This window comes from Pueribacillus theae (assembly GCF_003097615.1).
GTDB classification, from domain to species: Bacteria; Bacillota; Bacilli; order Bacillales; family UBA6769; genus Pueribacillus; species Pueribacillus theae.
Window position 1 is genome coordinate 1 of sequence record NZ_QCZG01000028.1, and the last position, 25,156, is coordinate 25,156.

18 protein-coding genes and 1 other annotated feature are annotated in these 25,156 nt (G+C 40.9%); of the genes, 4 read left to right on the forward strand and 14 right to left on the reverse strand.

All coding sequences use genetic code 11. The features are described 5' to 3' along the window. Positions 1 to 325, forward strand: a 325-nt coding sequence (locus tag DCC39_RS19280) for a hypothetical protein (protein ID WP_205948505.1), incomplete at its 5' end; no start/stop codon positions are given. A gap of 163 nt (positions 326 to 488) precedes the next feature. On the opposite strand, the gene DCC39_RS12835 is transcribed toward DCC39_RS19280, so the two are convergent. From DCC39_RS12835 to tyrS, 12 genes are all read right to left on the reverse strand, one after another. After that, positions 489 to 2,150, reverse strand: a complete 1,662-nt coding sequence (locus DCC39_RS12835; protein ID WP_116555307.1) for an AMP-binding protein — start codon at positions 2,148 to 2,150, stop codon at positions 489 to 491. 62 nt (positions 2,151 to 2,212) lie between these two features. Beyond that, positions 2,213 to 2,425 (reverse strand): acetyl-CoA carboxylase biotin carboxyl carrier protein subunit, encoded by a 213-nt coding sequence (locus DCC39_RS12840; RefSeq protein ID WP_116555308.1) that lies wholly within the window; start codon positions 2,423 to 2,425, stop codon positions 2,213 to 2,215. A gap of 58 nt (positions 2,426 to 2,483) precedes the next feature. Then, a complete protein-coding gene (locus DCC39_RS12845; protein WP_240613641.1) occupies positions 2,484 to 4,208 on the reverse strand; it encodes an AMP-binding protein in 1,725 nt (574 codons plus the stop codon). A 34-nt stretch (positions 4,209 to 4,242) separates the two neighbouring features. Further along, the gene (locus tag DCC39_RS12850) at positions 4,243 to 5,970 is read right to left on the reverse strand and encodes an AMP-binding protein (RefSeq protein ID WP_116555309.1); all 1,728 of its coding nucleotides are present in this window, start codon (positions 5,968 to 5,970) and stop codon (positions 4,243 to 4,245) included. 17 nt (positions 5,971 to 5,987) lie between these two features. Further along, positions 5,988 to 6,971 carry an ABC transporter ATP-binding protein gene (locus tag DCC39_RS12855; RefSeq protein WP_116555310.1) on the reverse strand — a complete coding sequence of 328 codons (984 nt, stop codon included), beginning with the start codon at positions 6,969 to 6,971 and terminating at the stop codon, positions 5,988 to 5,990. After that, complete coding sequence (locus DCC39_RS12860) at positions 6,943 to 7,971, reverse strand: ABC transporter ATP-binding protein (RefSeq protein WP_116555311.1); 1,029 nt, start codon at positions 7,969 to 7,971, stop codon at positions 6,943 to 6,945. Before DCC39_RS12860 ends, DCC39_RS12855 begins: the two co-directional genes overlap by 29 nt. 18 nt (positions 7,972 to 7,989) lie before the next feature. Beyond that, positions 7,990 to 8,829, reverse strand: coding sequence for an ABC transporter permease (locus DCC39_RS12865; protein ID WP_116555312.1), 840 nt, complete (start codon positions 8,827 to 8,829; stop codon positions 7,990 to 7,992). 16 nt (positions 8,830 to 8,845) lie between these two features. Then, positions 8,846 to 9,790, reverse strand: coding sequence for an ABC transporter permease (locus DCC39_RS12870; RefSeq protein WP_116555313.1), 945 nt, complete (start codon positions 9,788 to 9,790; stop codon positions 8,846 to 8,848). A gap of 94 nt (positions 9,791 to 9,884) precedes the next feature. After that, entirely contained in the window at positions 9,885 to 11,462 is a 1,578-nt protein-coding gene (locus DCC39_RS12875) for an ABC transporter substrate-binding protein (RefSeq protein WP_116555314.1), read from the reverse strand. 32 nt (positions 11,463 to 11,494) lie between these two features. Further along, on the reverse strand, positions 11,495 to 13,051 hold the full coding sequence (locus tag DCC39_RS12880) for an acyl-CoA carboxylase subunit beta (RefSeq protein WP_116555315.1): 1,557 nt from the start codon (positions 13,049 to 13,051) through the stop codon (positions 11,495 to 11,497). A gap of 29 nt (positions 13,052 to 13,080) precedes the next feature. Next, positions 13,081 to 15,075, reverse strand: coding sequence for a sigma 54-interacting transcriptional regulator (locus DCC39_RS12885; protein WP_116555316.1), 1,995 nt, complete (start codon positions 15,073 to 15,075; stop codon positions 13,081 to 13,083). Between the two features lie 234 nt (positions 15,076 to 15,309). Continuing rightward, positions 15,310 to 16,575, reverse strand: a complete 1,266-nt coding sequence (gene tyrS / locus DCC39_RS12890) for a tyrosine--tRNA ligase (protein ID WP_116555317.1) — start codon at positions 16,573 to 16,575, stop codon at positions 15,310 to 15,312. A 57-nt stretch (positions 16,576 to 16,632) separates the two neighbouring features. Then, positions 16,633 to 16,920: a binding site (T-box leader), on the reverse strand. A gap of 131 nt (positions 16,921 to 17,051) precedes the next feature. Between tyrS and DCC39_RS12895 the strand changes: the two genes are divergently transcribed. Beyond that, on the forward strand, positions 17,052 to 20,084 hold the full coding sequence (locus tag DCC39_RS12895) for a transglycosylase domain-containing protein (RefSeq protein ID WP_116555318.1): 3,033 nt from the start codon (positions 17,052 to 17,054) through the stop codon (positions 20,082 to 20,084). Positions 20,085 to 20,151: 67 nt separating this feature from the next. Here the strand turns inward: DCC39_RS12895 and acsA are convergent, their stop codons facing one another. Then, positions 20,152 to 21,855: an acetate--CoA ligase gene (gene acsA, locus DCC39_RS12900; RefSeq protein WP_116555319.1), complete on the reverse strand. Its 1,704-nt coding sequence runs from the start codon at positions 21,853 to 21,855 to the stop codon at positions 20,152 to 20,154. Positions 21,856 to 22,066: 211 nt separating this feature from the next. Between acsA and DCC39_RS12905 the strand changes: the two genes are divergently transcribed. Both DCC39_RS12905 and DCC39_RS12910 read left to right on the forward strand, forming a co-directional pair. Then, positions 22,067 to 22,699, forward strand: coding sequence for a GNAT family N-acetyltransferase (locus tag DCC39_RS12905; protein ID WP_116555320.1), 633 nt, complete (start codon positions 22,067 to 22,069; stop codon positions 22,697 to 22,699). 124 nt (positions 22,700 to 22,823) lie between these two features. Then, positions 22,824 to 23,969: an acetoin utilization protein AcuC gene (locus DCC39_RS12910; protein WP_116555321.1), complete on the forward strand. Its 1,146-nt coding sequence runs from the start codon at positions 22,824 to 22,826 to the stop codon at positions 23,967 to 23,969. A 176-nt stretch (positions 23,970 to 24,145) separates the two neighbouring features. Here DCC39_RS12910 and ccpA read toward each other — a convergent pair whose 3' ends face one another. After that, on the reverse strand, positions 24,146 to 25,144 hold the full coding sequence (gene ccpA, locus DCC39_RS12915; RefSeq protein WP_116555322.1) for a catabolite control protein A: 999 nt from the start codon (positions 25,142 to 25,144) through the stop codon (positions 24,146 to 24,148). Positions 25,145 to 25,156 lie beyond the last annotated feature (12 nt).

Below are 25,156 nucleotides of genomic sequence, written 5' to 3' on the forward strand. Positions count from 1 at the left end.
TGGACAACCCTCATCACGTTGGCTCAAGACTTTTTGGTTAATCAGCAATCAGCCTAACTTTTTGATTCGCAGAGCCCTAAGCACTGAGCAATCGGCGCAGCGAACTCTTGACAAACCGAGCCAGCCAAATGGCAAAATTTTGGTACAACAAGGGCTTGCTTTCCCTTGCCTTCTTTTTGATCCCTTCGCCCTTGTTATGCTTCTTAACGACCATTTGGATGGTGTTTGTCAAGAGCGATTGCGGATCACATATCACCACCAGACCTCAGGTAGTGCTATTTACTTTGTTTTCATAAATCTTTTGACACTACCAAATGTAATTTAATTTTCCACTATTTTGTATCTTCACTTATTTTTAGTGTATTATTACTTTTAATGACAGTAAAGTTAAATCATTAGTTTCACCTTTTTTCTACAACAAGAGAGTGAAACTATTTTTGTATATAATTGCAAAATAGCTTCACTCTCTAACCTATCGCCAGTCTTATTTATTCTTCTTTTAATAATCTTCGCAAAACTTTCCCGGAACTCGTCGCAGGCAAGCTGTCTCTAAATTCTACTTTCCGCGGATATTTATATGCAGCCATTTTCTGTTTTGCCCACTCGATGATGGCAGATTCAGTGATTTTACCTTTATATTTCGGCTTTAATACGATGAAAGCTTTTACGCTTTCACCTCTGACCGTATCAGGCACACCAACAGCTGCTACTTGTAAAATTGCCTCATGTTCCTTCATTAATGCCTCAACATCTTCAGGGAATACACTATAGCCTGACGATTTTATCATTTCCTTTATTCGGCCATTAAAATATAAATAGCCATCTTCATCAATCATCCCAATGTCACCGGTAAAGACCCATCCGTCTCGAAGTGTTTCCAACGTGGCATCCGGCCGATTGAAATATCCTTTGAAAACACCTTTATTTTTAACTGCAATTTCTCCCTGTTTTCCTGGCGGCAAATCTTTTCCTGTTTCAATGTCTACGATCCGGATTTCCGTATCATATGTAGGAATGCCACACGTTCCAAATTTAATCTTATCGATCGGCATAAATGTGTCGGCGGTATGTGTTTCACTTAGCCCGTAAGACGATTCACAAAGGATACATCCGCCGGTGAGTTTTGACCAATCATCCGCAAGCTGCTTATTCACCGGAATGCCGAAGCTTGTTGCAAAGTTAGTTTTTAATGAGGACAAATCTCTTTTTTCAACACCCGGGTGATTTAGGATAGCAACGTTCATTGTCGCGACCGTATACCACGAATTGATTTTATACTTTTCGATGGCTGTAATGGCAGCCTCAGCATCAAACCTTGTAAATAAAACCGTTTGGCAACCGCTATAAACGGGGATATTTACACCCATTAACATTCCAGCAATATGGCAAAGAGGAGAAATAGCAGTTGTTCTCGTTTCTTCATTGTAATTTTTTGTTTGTACGATTGTAGCCGTTTTAAATAAGGCATTGCCGTAAGTTAACATAGCTGCTTTCGGTCTTCCTGTTGTACCGGAGGTAAATACCATCAAACCAACATCTTCCCAAAGATCGATTTCTGCCGTTTCATCCAATGGGTTATGTTGCTTAATGATTTCAATAAAGTCAAATGTGTTTTTAATATTCCGTTTTTTTAGCTTAAGTTCATCTGGAAGCGGCATCGTTATGTCATTTTCATTTGGAAGATAATCCGCGTAATTTGTTGTCAGAACAAATTCAACGGATGGGATTTTTCCACTTACATTACGAATTCTTTCATAAAGTTCTTGGCCGGAAATAATCGCCTTTATGGAAACCTCGTTGACCAAATATTCTAATTCAGCTTCTTTATACATTGGGTTTAACGGAACAACAATGGCTCCCAGTTTCTGAATCGCATAATGCCCGATAAGATATTGGGGGCAATTTTGCATAAACAAGGCAATGCAATCGCCTTTTTTTATACCTTTCTTTTTTAAAAAATGAACGAGACGATTTGTATCATCATTTAATTGATTCCATGTGATTTCATTTCCATAAAATATATAGGCTGTATCATTAGGACGTTCCTTTGCGTTCTGATTTAAGTATTCGTGCAAAGGTTTTTCTCCGCCACGGTATACTAATGTTTGTGATAAATCTTTAGGCCAGCTTCTTTTTAGTACATCTTGCATGGACTCATCCTTTCAGCACAATAGTTGAAGAACTCCTGTTTAGGAGCTCTTCTTCTTTTGGACTACTCAAGTGTCATAATAACGTCGCCTTCGTTTACAAAATCACCTTCATTTACTTTCACTTCATTCACGGTTCCGCCCTCTTCGGCTTCAATCGGAATTTCCATTTTCATCGACTCTAGAATAACGACTTCTTGTTCTTCTTCTACTTGATCCCCTGCACTTACAAGAATTTTCCAAACGTTACCTGCCATATTTGCTTTAATTTCTTTCATTTGTAAATACCTCCATGTCATGATTAGATTTGATTGTTTTTACTGAATCCTCTTTATTTTAACTCTTTTTAGCGAGTTCCTCCATTATTTGTGCTTTTAATTTATACTTTTCTATTTTATTTGTAGGTGTTCTTGGCAAATCAGGAATAAGTCGAATATGTTTAGGCCACATGAATTTCGGCATTTCACCTTTTGACCATTCTTTGAGTTGATCTTCGGTTAATTCTTCTGTTTTAGGTACGACATAGACAACAATGTCATCTTCGTCACCTTCTTCTGCAGGGATTGGAAAAGCGGCTGAAACATGCACTAGTTCGTGTTGATTAATCAAGTCTTCTACTTGATAAGAAGATATATTTTCCCCTTTATGTCTGATGACATCTTTCATCCGATCAACAAAATAGTAAATCCCGTTTTCATCCTTATAACCGACATCACCAGTATGGAACCAAAGGTTTTGGAACACTTCTACCGTTGCGGCTGGTTTATTAAAATATTCTTTTAAAAGCAAGTGAGGGAAACGTGAACGCAAGGAAAGCTGGCCAGGCTGTCCTATTTCACATTCCTCATCATGTTCATTCAAAATCGCCGCTTTGTAAAAAGGAGCGACAACACCCATATATCCTTTTGCCAATGGCTGATCGCCCCTTTGAAAAGGAATATTCAATCCTTTAGCGATTTCTGCTGTTTCTTCCCTTGTATAACCTTTATAGAGCTCAGACGGTGTTCCTTCTTCTTCGCCAAGTTCATCAATGATTGCAACAAATCCATTACCGGATTCCGTTTGTCCATACCCAGCAGAGATAAAATTAATTCCAAAGCGTTTCGCGACATCATGATGGTATTGTGGAAGCGGCTGCATATGCACGCGGTTTAGCGTGTTATTTCGGTCATTTTCAGATGGGTCGGCTTTCATTAACCACGGAATCATGACATCAAGCAAAATGGCGTTCGTTGCACCACTTACTTTGATTCGACTCCAAAAATCATTAGGACTAAACTTATCCCACATGGCAACCGTACAGCCTACAAAAGCAGCTCGTGCAACAAGTGCAAAAGCGCCACCAACATGGTACATTGGTAAGTCACAATAAATGACATCTTCTTGCTTATTAAATGCTCTAAAAAAGTACGTATAACCGTGAATCCAGCGATACGACTGTACGACGCCTTTTGCTGGGCCTGTTGTACCCGACGTATAAATAATGTTGGCTATATCATAATCATGCATTTCGATGTTCGGATTTGTAACGTTCCCTTTTGTAAAGCTATCAAACGAAAAGAAGGGGAATTGACCATCTAACTCAACGTTTGCAAGCTCTTCAATATAATCATGGTTCGTTTCTTTCGGATCATGGACAATGACCGTTAATGGCGGCAAATCGGATTTCACTTCATTAATCATGGACACCATTTGTCTTTCCGTGATTAATACTTTCGGTTCCGTATCATTAATCTGATAGGATAGCAGTTTGCCTTTGTAATTAAAGTTAATTGGGCAAAATACAGCGCCAGCTTTCCAAATGCCGAACATCGCAATCGTTGTAACGAACGGATTTCTTAAAAATAGAGAAATACGATCGCCTTTTTGAATGCCTAATTTGATAAGATTATGTGCAAAGCTGTTTGCCATTTCATTGAACGCTTGATAAGTATACGTCTCGTTTTCTTCCCCATAGTAGAGAAATGGTTTTTCTCCCATTTCTTCAGCCCATTTTTCAAACATTTTAATAACAGATTCTTTTTCGCTTCCTAGCGTTTGTTCAAACTTCTCGACTCTCACCCTAACCCTCCTCCAAAAATAGAAATGGATTTTTTTAATTTCGAATCGTTTTTAATTCTTCTATTATCATCGCTTTTAATTTATACTTTTCTATTTTATTTGTAGGTGTTCTTGGCAAGTCAGGAATCATCCGTATATATTTGGGCCACATAAATTTCGGCATTTCCTTTTTCGCCCATTCTTTAAGGGAATTTTCAGTTAACCCTTCTGATTTCGGAACAACATAAACAACAATGTCATCTTCCTCTCCTTCTTCAGCTGGAATTGGAAAAGCTGCACAAACGCTTACAAGTTCATGTTGGTTCATCATGTCTTCCACTTGATAAGAGGAAACATTTTCCCCTCGGCTTCTTATGACATCTTTCATTCGATCAACAAAATAATAGAAGCCGTTTTCATCTTTGTAGCCGACGTCACCCGTATGGAACCATAGATTTTGGAACGCTTCGACCGTTGCCCCCGGTTTATTGAAATATTCTTTCATTATCAGGCTAGGATAACGTGATCGGAAAGCGATTTGGCCGTGTTCTCCGAATCCGCATTTTTCATCTTTTTCATTTAAAATGGCCGCTTCAACATGTGGTGTTGGATAACCCATAAAACCTTTTGCCAGTGGTTCATTCCCTTTTTGGATTGGAAGATTCAGTTCTTTCGCAATCGTTAGCATTTCTTGATACGAATATCCTTTATATAATTCAGGAGGGGTTCCCTCTCCTTCACTACGTTCCACAATCAAGCTGCTGAAACCACTTCCTGATTCAGTCTGGCCGAAGCCAGCAGTTACAAAATCGAACCCAAATCGTTTCGCAACGTCATGGTGGTATTTAGGAAGCGGCTGCATATGCACTTTTTTCAATGTATTGTATCGATCGTGTTCATTTGGCTCAGCTTTCATTAACCACGGGATCATCACATCAAGCAATGTTGCATTTGTTGCTCCACATGTTTTAATTCTCTTCCAAAAATCATTCGGACTGAATTTATCCCAAATTGCAGCGGTACACCCGACATAAGCTGCTCTCGCTACAAGTGAGAAGGCGCCGCCAACATGGTACATCGGCAGATCATTGTAAATGACGTCTTCTTCATTGCAGAATGCCCTCGAAATATACGTATATCCGTGCATCCAGCGATAAGACTGGACAACTCCTTTCGCTGGGCCTGTCGTGCCTGACGTATAAATAATATTTGCCGTATCATAATAATGAAGCTCAATTTCAAGGTTGGTTCCATTCCCTTTTATTAGCGTATCAAATGGCAACGATTCAAATTTGTTATGAAGCGTAACTTCCGCTGCTTCCTTTTTAAAATCATGATCTGTTTCTTTCGGGTCATAAATAACAACCGGTAGTTTCGGGAGAGCCTGTTCAATGTCATTAATAAGTGAAACCATTTGTCTTTCTGTTATGAGCATTTTTGGTTTCGTATCATTGATCTGGTAAGATAACAGTTTTCCTTTGTAATTAAAATTTATCGGACAAAAGACAGCACCTGCTTTCCAGATCCCAAACATCGCAATTGTCGTGACTAATGGGTTTTTTAGAAATAGCGATATCCGGTCTCCTTTTTGGATGCCGCTTGCGATTAGATGATGTGCGACATTGTTTGCCATTTCATTAAATGCTTGATAAGTGTAACTTTCGTTTTCTTCTCCGTAAAAAATAAAAGTTTTGTCGCTTCTTTCTTTTGCCCAATGCTCTACTTGTTTCACAATCAGTTCTTCATCGGTATTTAATCCGAGAAGAGATTTATTCACATTCATTCTCCCACTCCTTATCGCTAATTCGCGATTTTTTCTTCGAAAAGAACGCAAGCGGTTAAGCTTTGTTCAGATGTCGGAACGAGCGTAGGATCAATACTCTTGCATTGCTCCATCGCAACTGGACACCGTGTATGGAAGCGGCAGCCTGTTGGCGGATTCGCCGGGCTCGGCAAATCGCCTTTCAGAATGATCCGTTCCCTGTCGCGCATTTTCGGATCAGGGTGGGGAACGGCTGACAGCAGTGCCTGCGTATAAGGATGACGGGGATTTGCAAACAATTCTTCCGTTTCCGCAAATTCGATAATACGCCCAAGGTACATGACCGCAATTTTATTACTGATGTGCTTAACGGCTTGAATTCCATGGGCAATGAAAAGATAGGAAAGGCCCATATCTTGCTGAATTTCTTTTAGTAGATTTAAGATTTGTGCCTGTATTGACACGTCCAAAGCCGAAACCGGTTCATCACAGACAATCAATTTCGGCTTAAGCGCGAGCGCACGAGCAATCCCGAGGCGCTGCCTCTGTCCACCGGAAAATTCAATTGGATATCGGCTGCCATGGTACGAGGCGAGTCCTACCCTCTCCAGCAGCTCATCGACTCGTTTTCTCCGTTCTTTTTTTGTCCCGACTTTATGCAGGACTAGCGGCTCGGCTATAATATCCGCTACGGTCATTCTTGGATTTAATGATGAATAAGGGTCTTGGAAAATCATTTGCAAGTTTTTTCCAAGCTCTTTTTTATTTTTGTAGTCTGAAAGTTTTTTTCCCTCAAAATAGATGTCTCCGCCTGTCGGTTCAGAAAGGCCGACAACCATTCTGCCTGTTGTTGATTTTCCGCATCCCGACTCTCCAACAAGCCCGACGGTTTCACCCGGATAAATATCGAGGCTAACACCATCGACTGCTTTGACAAAGTGGTCTTTTTTTCCAAACAATCCACTTCCAACTGGAAAATATTTTTTGATGTCTTTAAGTGACACTAGTGGTTGTTGTTTCATGGTGCGCGTCCTCTCCTTTCTGATCAAGCGGATTCCAACAAGAAACCCGGTTTCCTGCTGGATGTTGAAGCAACGTCGGCGCTTCCAGGTTGCATTTTTCTGTAGCATACTGGCAGCGTGTGACAAAATTACAGCCTTTCGGCAATTCCAACGGGTTTGGCACAACGCCCGTAATAGCGTCCAATTTATCTCTTGACGGCCCATACAACGGAGGGACACTCGCCATCAACCCTTTTGTATACGGATGAAGTGGCCGCTCAAAGATGTCTTCCACCGTTCCTTCTTCCACGATTTTCCCACAATACATGACTAAGACACGGTCAGCTGTTTCAGCGACAACCCCAAGATCATGGGTGATTAAGAGGATCGAGATGCCAAACTCTTGCTGCAAGCTCCTAAGGAGAGTTAAAATTTGCGCCTGGATGGTGACATCAAGGGCTGTCGTCGGTTCGTCTGCAATTAGGAGCTGGGGGTTGCAAGCAAGCGCCATGGCGATCATGACACGCTGGCGCATTCCGCCAGATAATTGATGTGGATAATCGTTCAAACGCCTCGCCGCATCCGGAATGCCCACTTTATTGAGCAGATCGAGGGCAGTTTTTTCCGCCTCTTTGTATTTCACTTTTTTATGCAGAACAATCGACTCCGCAATCTGCCTCCCAATTGGATGAACGGGGTTTAATGAGAACATCGGATCTTGGAAAATCATGGCGATGTCATTTCCACGGATTTTACGCATCTCTTTTTCTTTTAACTTCAATAGATCTTTTCCTTTATACATAATTGAACTCTCTGGCTTGTATTTAATGGCGCTTGCGTTCAGTCCCATTATGGAAAGGGAAGATACACTTTTTCCGCTTCCCGATTCGCCGACAAGCGCGACAATTTCACCTTTCTTTATTGAAAATGAGACGTCATTGACAGGTTTGATTTCCCCTTTCGGTGTAGGGATGTACGTTTGAAGATGCTTAACTTCAAGCAATGTTGCATCCGATCCCATGTTACCTACCTTCCTTTCTTATGCTTTTTTCACCTTCGGATCGAGTGCTGAACGGAGTCCGTCTCCAAGAAAATTGCCAGCTAGGACAGTCAATAGAATGGCAATGCCCGGGTAAATAATCATCCATGCATTCATGTTAATCATGCTGTAGGCTTGTTGAATCATGTTTCCCCAGCTGATTTGTGGAGACTGTGCACCGAGGCCTAGGAAGCTGAGGGAGGCTTCGGTCAAAATCGCATAGCTCAAGTTAAAAGATGCCTGAACGACGATAGGAGGTGCAATGTTTGGAATAATATGCTTCAACATAATCCAAAGCGAACCCGCACCGGAAATTTTAGCTGCCTCGACATAAGGCTCTCTCCGAATTTGCAGCGTTTGCCCTCTTGCAAGCCTCGCAAATTGCGGAGTGAAAATAATCCCAATCGCAATCATCGCATTCCATAAACTGATACCTAAAGCACCTGTAATCCCTAACGCAAGCAAGATTGCTGGAATAGCTAAAATCCCATCAACAATCCGCATAAATAGATCATCAATCACTCCGCCTAAATAACCGGATAAAATGCCCATTGGAACACCAATAAAAAGTGGGATAAGAATAGCGACGAGCCCTGCTTGAATTGCTGCCCTTGTTCCCATAAGAAGGCGGCTGAAAATATCACGGCCTAGCTCATCTGTTCCTAACCAATGCTGAGCACTTGGACTTAACATGACTTTTGACAAATCCTGTTTCACGGGATCATAGGGAATGATATAGGGAGCAATGATGGAAACAATAACAAGTAGCATTAAAAAAATAAAACTGGCAAACGCAAGGCGTTCCGACATTAACCGCTTAAAAATTGTTGTGAAACCCATGTTTCCAGCTCCTTTCCTAATATTCGATCCGCGGATCTAAAACGGCATATACAATGTCAGTAATAAAATTAATCAAAATAACTAGGACGATCATAACGAGCACAACGCCTTGAAGCATTGTAAAGTCCCGCTGCAAAATGGAATTGACAGCTAGCTGCCCCATGCCCGGAATAGCAAAAATGGTCTCAATAACGACCGTTGCACCCAACATATTTCCAAACAAAATTCCAATTGTTGTGACAACAGGAAGCATCGCATTTTGGAGGCCATGCTTAAAAATGGCTTGCCAGCGATCCACTCCCTTTGAGTACGCGGTCCGGATGTAATCTGCACTCATTGTCTCCATTAACGAAGAACGAAGATGCCTTGTGATTTGTGCGATCCCAACCATACCTAACGAAAATGCAGGTAATAAAATCCCTTTAAAGAACGAAACAGGGCTGTCAGCAATGCTTGTAAATCCTGTTGCAGGCACCCAATCAAGCTTTAGGCTGAAAAGCAGCACTAAAAGCATTGCAAGCCAAAAGTTCGGAATGGCTGTGCCAAGTGTTCCAAAAAACCTTGCAACATAGTCCATCCAGCTGTTTGGAAAATAGATCGATGTAATGGCAAAAAACATGCCGCCTACAACTGCAATAATCATCGCCACCACAACAAGCTGAAAGGTAACCGCCAGGCGGCTGAATACAGCTTCATGGACAAATTGTCCGGTAAAGATAGAGCGCCCTAAATCCCCCTGAATGGCATTTTTTAACCAATCGAAATATTGGACGATAATCGGTTGATCAAGTCCCAATTGCTGTCTAAGCTGGGCTACTTTTTCAGGTGTTGCATTTTCGCCAAGCAGCGCCAAGACAGGGTCACCTGGAATAAGCAAAATAAATGAAAAGACGATGAGAGTTGTTATAAAGAGCATCGGGATGACGTAGATTAATCGACGAAATAAAAATTTTAAAAACATTTTCTATCCTCTCCTTTCGTAAAATAAAATATGGGAAAGCGTTGTCAATTGAGGAGAGTGAAGCAGGCCGAAAGGCCAGCTTCATACTAGTTGTTTATTGTTCTTTCCATACGGTTGATAGAATTGGCTTTCCTAACAAGTTTGGCTCAAAGCCTTTAATAGACTGATTCATTGCAGATGTTCTTGGTTCAAAGAACAGCGGAATCATAATTGCTTCTTCTAATAAAGCTTTTTGGCTAATTTCTCCATATAATTTCGCACGCTCTTCTTGTTCATAAATGCCTGCAGCTTGAGAAATAAGTTTTTCTATCTCATCTGTTGAATGACCCCCGGCATTGTAGAAGCTGTCACTAGCGAATAAGTTTTTTATCGTAATTTGCGGGTCGGGCCTGCCTGTCCAGCTTGATAAAAACATGGGAACTTCTTTTTCATTAAAGTAATTTGAAACCGCAGCTTGAAGTTCCATAGCCTGCAAATCCACGTTAATGCCTATTTCAGCTAACTGACTTTTAATCGCTTCAGCAATTCTTTGTTCATAAGCGGTTGAATAATGGTTCATTTTGATTGTGATATCTTCCAGACCAGCATCTTTTAAAATTTGCTTCGCTTTTTCCGGATCATAGTCCACTTTTATATTTTCACCAGCAGCCCAATATCCTGAAGGAAATGGTTGAGAAGCTGGCTCGCCGCTTCCAAAGTTAATGGCTTGTATGATGTCATCACGATTAATGCCATATAAAAGCGCTTGTCTTACAGCTTTATTGTTCATAGGCTCTTTTTCCGCGTTAAGATAGAGAATGCGGAATGCAACTGATGTTTTATCCTTTAAAACAATATTCGAATCATTTTTAAGCTGTTGCACGTTACCAGGCTTGATGTTATCTGCATAATCAACCTCGCCCGATTTTAATGCATTGATTCTCGTATTTTCATCAGCCATGATTTTTACTGTCATTTTATCGAGGTAAGGCTTGCCTTCTTCCCAATAATCCTCATATGCTTCAAATACAACCTCACCATTTGGCACGCGCTTAACCATTTTATATGGCCCTGCACCTACAGGGTTCTGCGCGAAGTCTTCCCCTTTTTCTTTAACAGCTGTTGGAGAAACCATCATTCCGCCGCGATCGGACAGCGCAAGTAAAATCGATGAATCAGGTTGGGATAAGTGTAATTTCACTGTTTTTTCGTCCACTACTTCAACACTGTCAATGTTTTTTAAGTCGGTCACCTTTGAATTTTCGGAATTAGCCCTTTCAATATTAAACTTTACAGCTTCTGCATTAAATGGTGTTCCATCATGAAATGTTACGCCTTCCCTTAGCTTGAGCTCCACTGTTTTGTCATCCAAGAAATCCCAAGATTCTGCCAAACCGGCTTCAGGTTCAAGTTCTGGAGTAAACTTGATTAATGTATCGTAAACCGGCCACAGGAGGGCATGGTCACTTCCCGCGCTTCCTTGAGTAGGATCGTAATTGCTTACATCCGTTTCATAAGCAAAAATGGCTTCTCCCCCCTTTTTCGGAGTGCCCTCTTCTGTTTTTGTTCCGTCATTTCCCTTTTCCGCGGTACTTGCTTTTTCATCGGAGTTAGAAGAACATCCAATTATGACAAATGTGAACGCTAAGAGAAATAGCAATCTTGTGATGAAAGTTAATTGTGTTCTTTTCATAGTTATTGAGTTCCCCCTGTTTTATAGGATTCTTATGGTCGCATCGTATGTTTAGATGGCCCCAGAAGCTGCGGCAATAGTCTATACGCATCATCAATCCATTCACAAAGCAGCGGCCTTGTATCGCGGGGGTCAATGATTTCCTCTATGCCAAAAGCTTCAGCAGTTCGAAATGGCGAGCGTACGCTTTCCATTTTTGCTGCCAATTCCTCAAGAAGTGCTTGTGGATTGTCGCTTGCTTCCAAATCGCGGCGATAGGCTACTTGAATTCCACCTTCAACAGGGAGCGAGCCCCAGTCACCCGAAGGCCATGCATAGCGTAGATTCAATCCGTGCCCATTGGACATGCCGGCCCCGCCTACCCCAAATACTCTCCGTATAATAATCTCCATCATTGGTACCGTCGCTTGATAGATTGCTGCAATCGCGCGAACGCCTTTTCGAATGGTTCCTCGTTTCTCTGATTCCAATCCGACAACAAGGCCTGGCTGATCAACGAAATTGACGATAGGCAGGTGGAATGTTTCACACATATCTACAAAACGTTCAATTTTCTCACAGCTTTCAACAGTTAGGCCCCCACCCCCAACATACGGATCGTTTGCTAAAAATCCAACGGGATGCCCATCAAGCCTTGCAAATCCCGTTACGGTTCCGCCACCGTAATATCTTCCCATTTCAAAAATGGAGTCTTTGTCAAAAATCATTTCCAAAATGGGGCGAATTTTGTAAGGACGCCGGCGATTTTTTGGAATGACAGAAATTAGCTTCTCTTCTTTTCGATTACGGCTATCATCGGATTGAATGACCGGAGGAAGCTCATAAACATTGCTTGGCAAATAGGATAAAAACTTCCGAATATGTTCAAAGGCTTCATCTTCCGATTTCACGACATTATCGATTGCGCCGCTCGACCGATGGACTTGTACACCGCCTAATTCTTCTTTCGTTAAATTCTGGCCAACCCCAAAATTAACAATTTGCGGTCCGGCAACGAATAGCTGTGCCGTATTTTCTACCATTACCGAAAAATGGGAGGCTGTTACCCGTGCAGCACCAAGCCCTGCAACAGATCCTAGGCAAGCGCCTACAACCGGAACAAGACCCATATTTTTGACAACATAATCCCAAGCTGGGTTTACTGGAACGTAGGTCCTTCCGAATGTATCAAGAAACTTCACGCTTCCACCGCCACCTGTTCCATCTACAAGGCGAATGATCGGAAGCTGCAAATCATGTGCCATTTTTTCGGAGTAAATTTGCTTTTCTTTAATTGCGCCGTCTGCTGCACCGCCGCGAACAGTAAAATCGTCTGCACCGACAACAACTTTTCTTCCATTTACTCTCCCAGTGCCTAAAAGAAAGTTAGCAGGAGTAAAGCTCTGTCTTTCCCCATTTTCGTCATAGACCGCTTTACCCGCAATCGCCCCAGTCTCGTGAAATGTGCCTTCATCGAGCAGCCTGTGGATTCTTTCCCTTACTGTTAATTTTCCTCTGGAACGATGCCTTTCGACATTTTCTTTTCCACCCATTTCCTGGGCTTCTTTTTCCCTTTTCCTCAGTTCTTCAATTTCTTGTTGCCAACTCATCTCTCTCTCTCCTTCAGTTTTATATTGGATTAGCCTAGACGGCTGTGTTCTTCCTTTGAATACTTTTGCATTTTTCGGACAACCGTTGACTGATTTATACCAAGTACAGAAGCTGAACTTCTTGTATTGCGATACAATTTCATCGTTTTTGTAATTAATTGTTTTTCCACTTGTTCAATCGCTTCTTTTAATGGCATGATTTCTTTTACTATTACATTACTAGGCGGTAAAGAAGCGATATGTTGGTGAAATAAAGCGTTTTCAACTTCCTTTTTATTAATTACTACTTCCGTATCTGTAGTCATAAGCCATTCAACGACGTTCATCAGTTCGATAATATTGCCTGGCCAATGATAACTTTGTAAGCATTCGATTGCCTCTTCCGAAAAAAACTTTTCTACTTTGTATAAGCTTGAAAATTTATCTTGAAAAACAGATACCATTAAAGGGATATCTTCCGCTCTGTCGCGTAAGGCTGGAACTGTCAATAAAATACCGTTTAACACTTCGTATAAATCTGCAAGAAAATTTTCCTCCTCAACTAAACTGAGTAAATTTTCACTTGAAGAAACGATAATATGGCTGTCTTTTTGTAATGAACGTAGAAAGTTTAATAAAATGATTTGTTCGTCTACTGAGAGCTTGTTCACTTCGTGAAAATAATAGGTACACTTCCCCACGTTCTTATTGTTTCTAAGATTTTCTTCAAAAGTTTCCAGCGGGGTAGCGGTTGACGAACAATTGATTTTTACGAAAGGTTCGTCTTTTAGTGTGTGATATGAATGGATAATTCTTGCAATTCTTTCCTTCCCGGTCCCAACCTCCCCTTCAATTAAAATTGGAGGTTCACTCTTAGAAACTTTAAGAATATTTTTTTTAAGTTTTTTCATGATAGAAGATTGCGTACAAAATATATGTTTCTTTTTAAAATCCGAGAATAGCTCGTGCAGCTCGTAACTTTTCGAATACAATGGATGGTGCTCTCTTTTATCTGATGATATATTCTTAATGCTAACAATGATTTTTTCATAGATTTCTTCATTGCAATGAAGAGGCGCTGCACGGATATAGAGCAAATTCCCATTCTTCTTGTTTTTATCAATGAAACTAACTAAACGTTTCTCTTTCTCTATGGCAGATACAATACAATGATCAACATAATCGCCAACCAGTTGCTGGTAATATTGCGGCAATTCATCCAACCTCATCATTCGCTTAAAAGCTTGATTGACTTTCACCAGCTTCCCATATTTATCAAGTATTAACATCGCTTCAGATGAAAAATCGATAATTGAATGAAAGTCTTGTATAAGCTGTTTGACTGTCTGCAATTCATTTGACATTTTTTCAATTTCGGAAATATCTTGAAATACTCCGACTGCGCCTACCACTTTGCCTTGTTTAAAAATAGGCGTCCGATTCGATATGAATTTTCGTCGTCCAACATAATATTTATTTGTCGCTTGTTTGCCAGTTCTCACGACATCTAACAAACCAACTGGAATTCCAACATCGGCTAAAAATTTCCCTATTGCTTCTTCCTTTTTAAGTCTCGTCATTTTCTCCGCCGCAGGGTTCATCGCAGTAATATACCCTTTGTTATCAATCGAGAGTATTCCATTATGTGCATACTCAAAGATGGCATTCAAACTCAATTCATTCGTCTCAATTTGATGCAATTTAGCATCAATTAAATTATTGCTAGTTAAGTAGCCTGTCCAAATATTGTCCATGCTTCTTACCGGGTAAATCGTGCAATCCGAATCGTTAATCATTGTGATGATTTCTTCTTCAAGTACTGATTTCTCTACTTTCTGATAAATATCTCTGAGCTTTTTTTTCTTTAATGCCACGCCTTTTATAAGATCTTTTTCTGTAAAAAGCCCATCTAATTCATCGTTTCGAAAGACTAATCCCCCTTCTAAGTTCAATTCATAAAACATTTCAATGACTCGAAAAATGTCATCGTCAGGAGTAAAACGATAAGAAGTCTTTGTCATAATGTCTTTCACTTTTATAATCAAGTTGTTTCACCTTTGTTTGTTTTCTTTAAATACTATCAATTTAAAATAGTTTATATCATCATACAACAACTTTTGATGTTTGAAAACATCAAAATCACAGAAAATATTAATTATTTTTATTTCATATGATATCGACTAAATAAAAACATCCACGAGGAATGCTTCATCTCCCGTGGATGTTTCGAGTTTAAAAAGCGCTCAAACAGCAGTTTTTTGTAAAAGTGATTATGATTCTCAACCTTTGTATTTAATCATAAAATATTTCTTCTTTCCGCGGCGGATCAAAATAAACTGTTGTTCAATGGCCTCTTCTTTGCTAATCAGTTTGTTTACTTCTTGAATCCTGTCGCCATTTAAGTAAATGGCGCCATTATTGATATCTTCTCTTGCCTGCCGTTTAGATGGAGAAATTTTACTGTTGACAAGCAAGTCAACAAGGCCGATCGGTTCATCGGATTCCATAGTGTAGGATGGTACATCTTTGAAGGCTTGCTTCATTTCATCAGCCGTCAATGATTTAATATCTCCACTAAAGAGGGCTTCTGAAATATTGATCGCTTGTTCAAAAGCTTTGTCGCCGTGGACAATTTTTGTCATTTCTTCAGCAAGAGCTTTTTGCGCGAGGCGTTTTTCAGGTTCTTTTTTAAGCGATGTTTCAAGCTCGGCAATTTTCTCAAGCGGTAAAAATGTAAAGCATTTTAGAAGCTTAACAACGTCACGATCATCCGCATTGTACCAGAACTGGTAAAACTCATATGGCGATGTTTTTTCAGCGTCAAGCCATATGGCGCCTGCTTGGCTTTTGCCAAACTTCGTTCCATCGCTTTTTGTAATAAGCGGCATTGTCAATCCGAAGACTTCTTCCTCCACACCTTGCTTTCTGATATATTCAAGGCCGGCCGTAATATTGCCCCATTGATCGCTTCCGCCTATTTGAAGACGAATCCCTTCATTTTCATACAATTTATAGTAATCGTATGACTGAAGCATCATGTACGAAAATTCGGTGTAAGAAATTCCGCCTTCAAGCCTTGATTGAACGGAGTCCTTTGCGAGCATGTAGTTTAACGAAAAGTTTTTCCCGACGTCACGCAAAAAAGGAATGATTGTCATGCTCCCAAGCCAGTCGTAGTTATTTACGACTTTAGCCGGATTTTCCTCCGTCTCAAAATCCAATAAACGTGATAATTGCGCTTTGATTTTTTCGCTCCATTGTTTAACGGTTTCTTGAGGATTTAACCCCCGTTCATCCGTCCTTCCGCTCGGATCCCCGATTAAGCCTGTTGCCCCTCCAACGAGTGCATACGGCTGATGTCCAGCCAGTTGAAAACGGCGCAACGTTAAAATCGCCAATAAGTTTCCGATATGCAGACTGTCAGCGGTCGGATCAAAACCGCAGTAAAGTTTTATTTTTTGTGAAGAAAGGGCTTTTTCCAGTCCTTCTTCATCTGTCACTTGGTAAATTAAACCTCGCTGCTTTAAATCTTGTATGATGTCCATGTCCTTCTCCTTCCAATTCGTAAAGATAATTTATTAAATAAAAAACCCGCCCCCCAAAAAAGGGACGAGTTTGTTCGTCGCGTTACCACCCTTATTGGAAATTCAATTGAATTTCCCACTCTAACTTGTTAACGGCGTGTACCGTTCTTTGCTACTTATAGAGGATGTTCAAAAAGTTTGGAGGCTTACAGGCCTGCCTTAGTACTCCTTTTTGAACACGTACTTATACATTCACAAAGAAAACTCCAGGATGTAATTCACGCTTATCTATGTGCTGATTCACATCGGCCATCAGCTTTCTGAAACAGGGAAACAAACGCTACTTATTCCTATCACTGTTTTTAGCTATGATTTTAGTATATTTTTTATCATACCATAATAATGATGTCAAGTGCTTGCCCATATGTGGCGGATTTTAGACACAAATACGGGTAAGATGTGCTATAATTATACCGATTTTGTATAGGAGGTATTTCATGAAAGAATACTTTTCCAAAGCTCGCAATGCTTATAAAGCTTTTATGAATAAATTAAGTGAACTTGGAATTATTAAAGGAGCAAGCATTGCTACTAAAGTCGTTTGGAATCTTTTTCTTATTTTTATAACCTTTGGATTAATGGCTGCCTTTTTCGCCTTTGGAGTAGGCGCGGGTTACTTTGCATCCCTTGTGAAAGATGAGCAAGTGGAAAGTTATGAAAATATGAAAGAGCGCATTTACAATTATGAAGTGTCAAGCCAAGTTTATTTTGCAGACAATAAATTGCTTGGCAATCTTCGCTCAGACCTTGAACGTAAAGAAGTCAAAGTGGAAGACGTTTCCGATTATGCTAAACAAGCGATTATTGCAACTGAAGATAACTATTTCTATGATCACAAAGGAATTGTCCCTAAAGCACTCATTCGCGCGACATTTCAAGAATTGACAAATTCAAGCGTCCAAACGGGAGGAAGCACGCTCACACAACAACTTGTAAAAAATCAAATTTTAACGAACGAAGTGTCTTTTGAACGTAAAGCGAAAGAAATATTGCTTGCCATGAGATTGGAGCGTGCCATTGATAAACACGACATTCTTGAGGCTTACTTAAATATTGTTTCGTTCGGACGCAATTCAACAGGCCAAAACATTGCTGGAATTGAAGCCGCTGCCCAAGGAATTTTTGGCGTGAGTGCCAAGGACCTAAATTTGCCGCAAGCTGCTTTTATCGCCGGTCTTCCGCAAAACCCTTTTAGTTATACTCCTTTTAATAATGACGGTACGGTCAAAAAGTCATTGGAGCCCGGCTTGAAGCGAATGAAGACTGTGCTGTTAAGGATGTATATGGAAGGTTTTATTGATAAAAAGCAATACAATGAAGCGGTTGCCTATGATGTAAAAGCCAATTTAGCGAAACCGAAACCAATCCCTCAAAAAACTTATCCGTATTTTCATTTTGAAGTTGAAAAACGGGCAACGGAAGTACTCGCAAGTACGTTCGCAGATGAAAATGGACATGACGGCAAATCAATGCGGGCCAATTATGCATTATATGAAAGCATGATTTATGAATCCCGCATTACTGGAAAATCAATGGAAGAAGTAGCAAAAAAACGCGGTGTGAATTTACAGGACATAAAAAAAGATTACGAGTTTTTTAGTGAATACGTAGAGAACGCCGATAACCTAATACGGAGAAAAGGCTACCAGATTCATACTACAGTGAAAAAGGACATTTATGATGCAATGCAAAAGGCAAAAGACGGCGTGCTTGATAATCCAAGTTATTTCCAAGCTCCAAAAACTGCATTAAGAACTGATCCTAAAACAGGAGAAAAAGTTTCGAAAAAATATCCAATGGAAGTCGGTGCGATTCTGATCGAGAATAGCACTGGAAAAATTTTAAGTTTTGTTGGAGGAAGAGATTATGAAGAATCACAATTAAACCATGCAACACAAGCTTATCGTTCCAACGGTTCAACAATGAAGCCTCTGCTCGATTACGCCCCTGCGATGGAATTAGGGAAAGTTCAACCGGGATACATGCTTGCTGATACACCGCTAAACCATAACGGATGGAAGCCTAGAAACTACGGCGGCGGGTACAAAGGGCTTGTGACAACCCGGGAAGCGCTAGCAAAATCGATAAACGTTCCAGCAGCAAGGGCTTATTTAATGATGGATCCGTATGAAGCAACGGGCTATCTTGAAAAAATGGGATTTACTTCACTTATGAGCGTTGATCGTTACAACCGATCCATGGCGCTTGGTGCGTTGCAGCGTGGAGTAACCGTTGAAGAAAACACAAATGCTTATGCAACGTTTGCCAATGGAGGCACATTTCATGACGCCTACCTTATTGAAAAGATCGTTGATAATCATGGTAAAGTGATTTACGAACATAAAGCAAAACCGGTCGAAGTTTTCAGCCCGCAAACAGCCTATTTAACGATCGATATGATGAGAGATGTGCTGCGCGGCGGCGGAACGGCATCAAGAGTGCCAAGCTATTTGAAATTCCGAACAGATTGGGCTGGTAAAACAGGAACTTCTCAAGATTGGAAAGACTCATGGTTTGTCGCAACAAATCCGAATGTCACCCTTGGGGTTTGGACCGGGTATGATAAACCGATGAGCCTTGACAGAAGCAACTATGCACATCGAACACAACGGATATGGGCACTGCTTGCTAACTCAGCCTATGATGTGAATTCGGATCTAATTGCCCCGAATAAACGCTTTGCGATGCCTAGCGGCATTGTCCGTCGTTCGATTTGCGGCATCTCCGGCCACCTCGCTTCAGAAATGTGTAAAAAAGCCGGTCTTGTAAAAACAGACTTATTTAACGCAAAGTTTGCACCGAAAAAAGTAGATGACAGCCTTGATTTGGTTCAATACGTTGTCATCAACGGAAAAAATTACCTTGCGTTGGACTCTACTCCTTCAGAATTTACGAAGCAAGGAGTTAATCTTAAAGTTGATTCACTCAACGGCGTCGATATAAAAAATATGCTTCCAAACAACTGGCGTTCTATGGATGGGGTTGCCACGGAAAAAGCAAAAGAAAATGGCAAGACACCTGACCCTGTCTCCGGATTAAATGTAAAAGGAAACACGCTCACCTGGGCAAAACATGGGGAATCTGACATTGTCGGATACCGAATTTACCGCGCACAAGATGAGACAAATAATTTCAAACTAGTCGGCAGTGTTGCGACATTCTCAAACTCAAACTCTTACGTGATTTCAGAAAGTGCAAGCGCGTATTATGTCACTGCAGTGGATGTAGCTGGAAAAGAATCTTCTCCTTCTGAAAAAATGATTGTTGGAAACTGGTCTAAAGAAAAGACTCAGGAAGAAGAAACAGCCAAAAAACCTGAAAAACAAGAGCAAAAGTCAGAAACGAAAGAAAAACAGAAGGCCGAGGAAAAATCAAAACAGGAGACCGATAAGAAAAATAACGAGAATAAGAATGAAAAACCAAAAGATCAGAAACAAGAGGATAAAGAAAAGAAACCAGACAGCGATTAGTGTAAAAACCAACAGACCGAATCCAAAATAGGATTCGGTCTGTTGGTTTCTTTCGTTTGAATATGAGTTAACTTCTTATTTGGAAAGGCTGCTCTCCCTCCCATTCCTTTAAGACTCGCCTCATAATTTTTCCGCTTCTTGTCTTTGGCAGTTTATCTCTAAATTCAATTTCTCTTGGTGCAGCTTCTGCAGAAAGCCCCTTTTTCACAAATGAGCGGATTTCTAGTTCCAACTCTTTCGATTTATAAAATCCCTCTTTTAATACGATATATGCTTTTATCACTTCGCCAAGCTTTGGATCCGGTTTGCCAATAACCCCAGCTTCTGCAACAGCAGGGTGCTCCCTAAGTTTATTTTCAATTTCGAACGGGCCAATTCGTTCTCCTGAAGTCATGATGACATCATCAATCCGCCCCTGATACCAAAAATAACCGTCATCATCCATGTAACCTGAATCACCCGTTACAAACCAGCCGTTTTTTGTAAAATAAGAAAGATACTTTTCGGGCTGACGCCAAATTTTCCTCATCATGGAGGGCCAGCCTTTTTTTATGGCGATATTTCCCGTCTGATTCGCAGGCAGCTTATTGCCATGATCATCAATGATCGCGGCCTCAATACCTGGCAAAGCTTTCCCCATCGAACCCGGTTTAATATCCAAACTTGAATAATTGGAAATAAGAATGGATCCTGTTTCAGTCATTAGCCACGTATCATGGATCCGCGTTTTAAAAACATTCATTCCCCAGCGGATAATTTCAGGGCTCAAAGGTTCGCCTACACTTAAAATATGCCTTAGTGAACTGAGATCATATTTCTTAACAAACGAATCGCCAGCGCCCATCAGCATGCGAAATGCAGTAGGCGCACTATACCAAACTGAGACATTGTATTGTTCGATCGTTTCATACCATTCATCAGGATTAAACCGGCCGCCATGGATCACATTTGTACAGCCTGCAAGCCATGGGCCAAACGCGCCGTAACAAGTCCCTGTAATCCAGCTAGGGTTCGCCGTACACCAATAAATATCATTTTCCTTTAAATCGAGTACCCATTTTGATGTTTGATAGATTTGGACCATTGCTTGATGAACATGGTAGATTCCTTTTAAAGGTCCGCTGGATCCTGCTGTATAATGAATGATCATTCCATCTTCTAAATCAACCCATTCGATATTAAAATCTTCGCTCGCACTTGCCATCCGGGTGCTGAAGCTCATATAGCGCCCTTTTTCTTTCACTTCCTCCCCGGCAAGCAAAACATGCTTTAACTCCGGCAAGTGTTCAACAGGAACCCGCTTTAGCAACTCGGGCGTAGTTATGATGGCTTTTGCACCGCTGTCTTCAAGCCTGTCCCGTATAGCATCTTCCTTGAACGCATCGAAAATTGGACAGGCAACAGCTCCGGTTTTTAGTATTCCGAACAAAGAAAAGTATAATTCCGGGGTGCGCGGCATGAAAATAGCTACGCGGTCACCCTTTTTTATACCAATCTGCTTTAGTACATTCGCTGCTTTATTCGTATTCCATTTCATCTCTTGAAACGTATATTTTTCATTTCGGGTATTGTCAAAAAAATATAAAGCAATTTTATCTTTATTTGCGGACTCTGCATGACGATCGATTGCTTCATAGGCGATATTCACTCTGCCGGTATCATGCCAGGCAAAATGCCTATATGCATCTTCCCACTTGAAGTGGCCGCTCATTTCACTATAATCTTGCAAATTATAATTTCCCTCTTCTGAAGGAAGCGCTTCCACTTTCATCGAATCTCTCCTTCCTAATCATTACGAGGCAACCAGCCGTAAGAACCGCACAAAGCGAACAAATCGTGAGGCAACGGAGGAAAAACCGGATAAGTCTCGCTGATACACTTAATTATAACACACATCGGAATTTTCACAATTTATGTTAGCGGTTTTTAATCTCTTTTCATGTATAATGAAATGTAATGATATTTTTCAAAGGTGGTGCCCAATGGAGCATAAAAAAACGTATCATTCTATGAAATTGAATACACCTCATGGTGAGTTAATGATAGAAGGCCCTATTTCTTCCGAACAACTTGCCGGACATCATTTCCATGAGGATCTCGTTGCTTTTCGGCCCCCTCCACAACAGCATAAAGCATTAATTGAAATAGCGAAACTCCCTGAAGGGCGGATCATTATTGCACGGCATGAAAATACTGTTGTCGGTTATGTTACATACGTTTATCCTGACCCATTGGAAAGATGGTCGGAAGGCAATATGGAAAATTTAATCGAATTGGGCGCGATTGAAATCATTCCTAAATTTCGAAGTTTCGGTGTGGGAAAAAGCCTTCTTAACGTGTCGATGATGGACGATGCCATGGAAGATTATATTATCATCACGACAGAATTTTATTGGCACTGGGATTTAGAAGGGACAAAATTATCTGTATGGGAATACCGGAAAATGATGGAAAAAATGATGAATTCAGCAGGCCTTGTCTGGTACGCGACCGATGACCCTGAAATCAGCTCCCACCCAGCCAACTGCTTAATGGTTCGCATCGGCAAACGTGTTGATGAAGAGTCAATCCAAAGATTTGATCAACTTCGGTTTAAAAACCGATTTATGTACTGATCCGGGGGTCAGAGGTCGGAAGCCGGATTGGTCTAAATTTGTGAAAGAGACAAATTTATACTTTCTTAATTTTTTTAAAAAACGCTAACGTGTTTTTGGGAAGTTAGAGATTGGGGATATCCGAATGAAAAAAAATGCGATATTCATTTATTCAGACGACATGCTAAAGTATAAATTTCATGATGATCACCCATTTAATCAATTGCGTGTTCAAATGACGCTCGATCTGTTAAAACAAAGCGATGCGATTGATTCAAAACAAGTGATTACCCCAAGGATGGCGACGGATGAAGAAATTGCATTGATCCATTCAATAGATTATATGGATGCAGTTAAGCTTGCCGGGCAGGGAAACTTGGATCCGCAGATTGCGGAGAGCTATGGCCTTGGGACAGAAGATACACCTGTATTTAAAGAAATGCACGAAGCGAGCGCACTTCTAGTCGGAGCCACTCTGACAGCTTGTGAACAAGTAATGGAAGGCAAGGCTCTCCATGCCTTGAATCTTGGCGGAGGGCTCCACCATGGGCATCGCGGAAAAGCTTCCGGATTTTGTGTCTATAACGATTGCTCGATTGCGATTAAATGGCTGAGGGAAAAATATGATGCCCGTGTCCTTTATATTGATACAGATGCCCATCACGGCGACGGTGTCCAATGGTCTTTTTACGAAGAACAGAATGTATGCACCATTTCCATTCATGAAACAGGGCGTTATTTATTTCCAGGAACCGGAAATTACGTCGAGAGAGGCCAAGGAGACGGCTACGGCTATTCCTTTAACGTGCCTGTCGACGCTTTTACAGAAGATGAATCTTGGCTTGAAATCTATACAGCAATCGTAAGAGAAGTTGCACATTATTTTAAGCCTGATATCATTCTTACACAAAATGGAGCTGACGCCCATTATTATGATCCATTAACCCATCTATCCCTAACAATGAAAAGCTTCGACACCATCCCAAAACTTGCCCATGAAATGGCGCATGAACATTGCGACGGAAAATGGATTGCCGTCGGCGGCGGGGGTTATGACATCTGGCGCGCCGTACCAAGAGCATGGGGTAAAATTTGGCTTGCGATGAACGATGACGACAGAACAGGCTCTCTTCCTGAAAATTGGATTGCAAAATGGCAGGCAAAGTCGCCAGTTACCTTACCTAAAACATGGGAGGATGCCGGTGGCATTTATCCAGCCATACCAAGAAAAGCTGAAATAACTGAGAAAAATTTGCTCATGTTACATAAAGCCTTATCAATTATCAAATAAAGAGGATGTTCAAAAAGTCTGGAGGCTTACAGGAGGTAAGTCAGTTCGACGTTATCACAGGACGTGATGCTTTTTGTCGAACTTCCTTAATAGGCTACGAATCTCGTTGTCCTCCTTTTTGAACACGCATATAAAGAAAGTGGACTAGCACAAAAACAGCTAGTCCATCGTTTTCTTTATTTTGTTGAGCCTCTAAATTCAATCCGATGAGGAAGCAAGATCGTTTTCTCGTCTACTTCTTCTTTTTCCATGAGCTTCGTCAAAAGACGCATAGCAACCGCACCGATATCATACATCGGCATTACGACAGTCGACAAAGTCGGCCTTACCATCGTTGCTAATCTCGTATTGTCAAACCCAATAACTTCGATATCATGAGGAACGGATAATTTTGCATCTTGGATGCCGTGAATGACACCAAGCGCCATTTCATCCGTTCCAACGAAAATGGCTGTTGGCGGTTCGGGCAATTGAAGGAATGATTCGACCGCTTGCAATCCAGAATCATATGAGAGATCTCCTACTGAAACAAAGCCATCTTTAATTTGTATTCCCGCCTTTTCCATTGCTTTGCGGTAGCCGGAAAATTTTAGCTGCCCATTAATCGGATCTTCCATAGGCCCGATGACAGCCGCAATATTTTTATGGCCCTTCTCAATGAATGCATTTACCGCATCAAAACTTGCTGTTTCATAATCAATATTTACAGACGGCGTCCCCCTGTTTTCATCAACAGTTGCTGCCAAAACAACGGGAACGGGAGAATTTTTAAATTCAGCGATTACTTCGTCTTCCAACTTTCCACCCATAAAAACGATTCCGTCTACTTGCTTGCCTAACAACGTATTAATTAAACGGACTTCTTTATTTTTATTTTGGTCCGAGTTGCTCAAAATAATGTTATATTCATACATTGTAGCAATATCTTCAATCCCGCGTGCCAATTCAGCAAAAAGTATGCTTGAGATGTCCGGTATAATGACACCAACAGTTGTTGTCTTTTTGCTCGCCAATCCTCTAGCAACTGCATTTGGACGGTAACCGAGCCGTTCAATTGCTTCCAGTACTTTTTGTCTTGTAGATGGTTTCACATTAGGATTTCCGTTAACAACACGGGAAACTGTTGCCATTGAGACATTTGCTTCCCTTGCCACATCATAGATCGTCGCACTCACGCGTGCTAACCT

Excerpts from the sequence above, each read along its gene's own strand:
- DCC39_RS12850 (WP_116555309.1), bottom strand. The coding sequence starts at position 5,970 with ATGAATGTGAATAAATCTCTTCTCGGATTAAATACCGATGAAGAACTG.
- DCC39_RS12865 (WP_116555312.1), bottom strand. The coding sequence starts at position 8,829 with ATGGGTTTCACAACAATTTTTAAGCGGTTAATGTCGGAACGCCTTGCG.
- DCC39_RS12905 (WP_116555320.1), top strand. The coding sequence starts at position 22,067 with ATGGAGCATAAAAAAACGTATCATTCTATGAAATTGAATACACCTCAT.
- DCC39_RS12840 (WP_116555308.1), bottom strand. The coding sequence starts at position 2,425 with ATGAAAGAAATTAAAGCAAATATGGCAGGTAACGTTTGGAAAATTCTT.
- DCC39_RS12835 (WP_116555307.1), bottom strand. The coding sequence starts at position 2,150 with ATGCAAGATGTACTAAAAAGAAGCTGGCCTAAAGATTTATCACAAACA.
- DCC39_RS12860 (WP_116555311.1), bottom strand. The coding sequence starts at position 7,971 with ATGGGATCGGATGCAACATTGCTTGAAGTTAAGCATCTTCAAACGTAC.
- DCC39_RS12895 (WP_116555318.1), top strand. The coding sequence starts at position 17,052 with ATGAAAGAATACTTTTCCAAAGCTCGCAATGCTTATAAAGCTTTTATG.
- DCC39_RS12855 (WP_116555310.1), bottom strand. The coding sequence starts at position 6,971 with ATGAAACAACAACCACTAGTGTCACTTAAAGACATCAAAAAATATTTT.
- DCC39_RS12875 (WP_116555314.1), bottom strand. The coding sequence starts at position 11,462 with ATGAAAAGAACACAATTAACTTTCATCACAAGATTGCTATTTCTCTTA.
- DCC39_RS12910 (WP_116555321.1), top strand. The coding sequence starts at position 22,824 with ATGAAAAAAAATGCGATATTCATTTATTCAGACGACATGCTAAAGTAT.
- tyrS (WP_116555317.1), bottom strand. The coding sequence starts at position 16,575 with ATGGACATCATACAAGATTTAAAGCAGCGAGGTTTAATTTACCAAGTG.
- DCC39_RS12880 (WP_116555315.1), bottom strand. The coding sequence starts at position 13,051 with ATGAGTTGGCAACAAGAAATTGAAGAACTGAGGAAAAGGGAAAAAGAA.
- DCC39_RS12870 (WP_116555313.1), bottom strand. The coding sequence starts at position 9,790 with ATGTTTTTAAAATTTTTATTTCGTCGATTAATCTACGTCATCCCGATG.
- acsA (WP_116555319.1), bottom strand. The coding sequence starts at position 21,855 with ATGAAAGTGGAAGCGCTTCCTTCAGAAGAGGGAAATTATAATTTGCAA.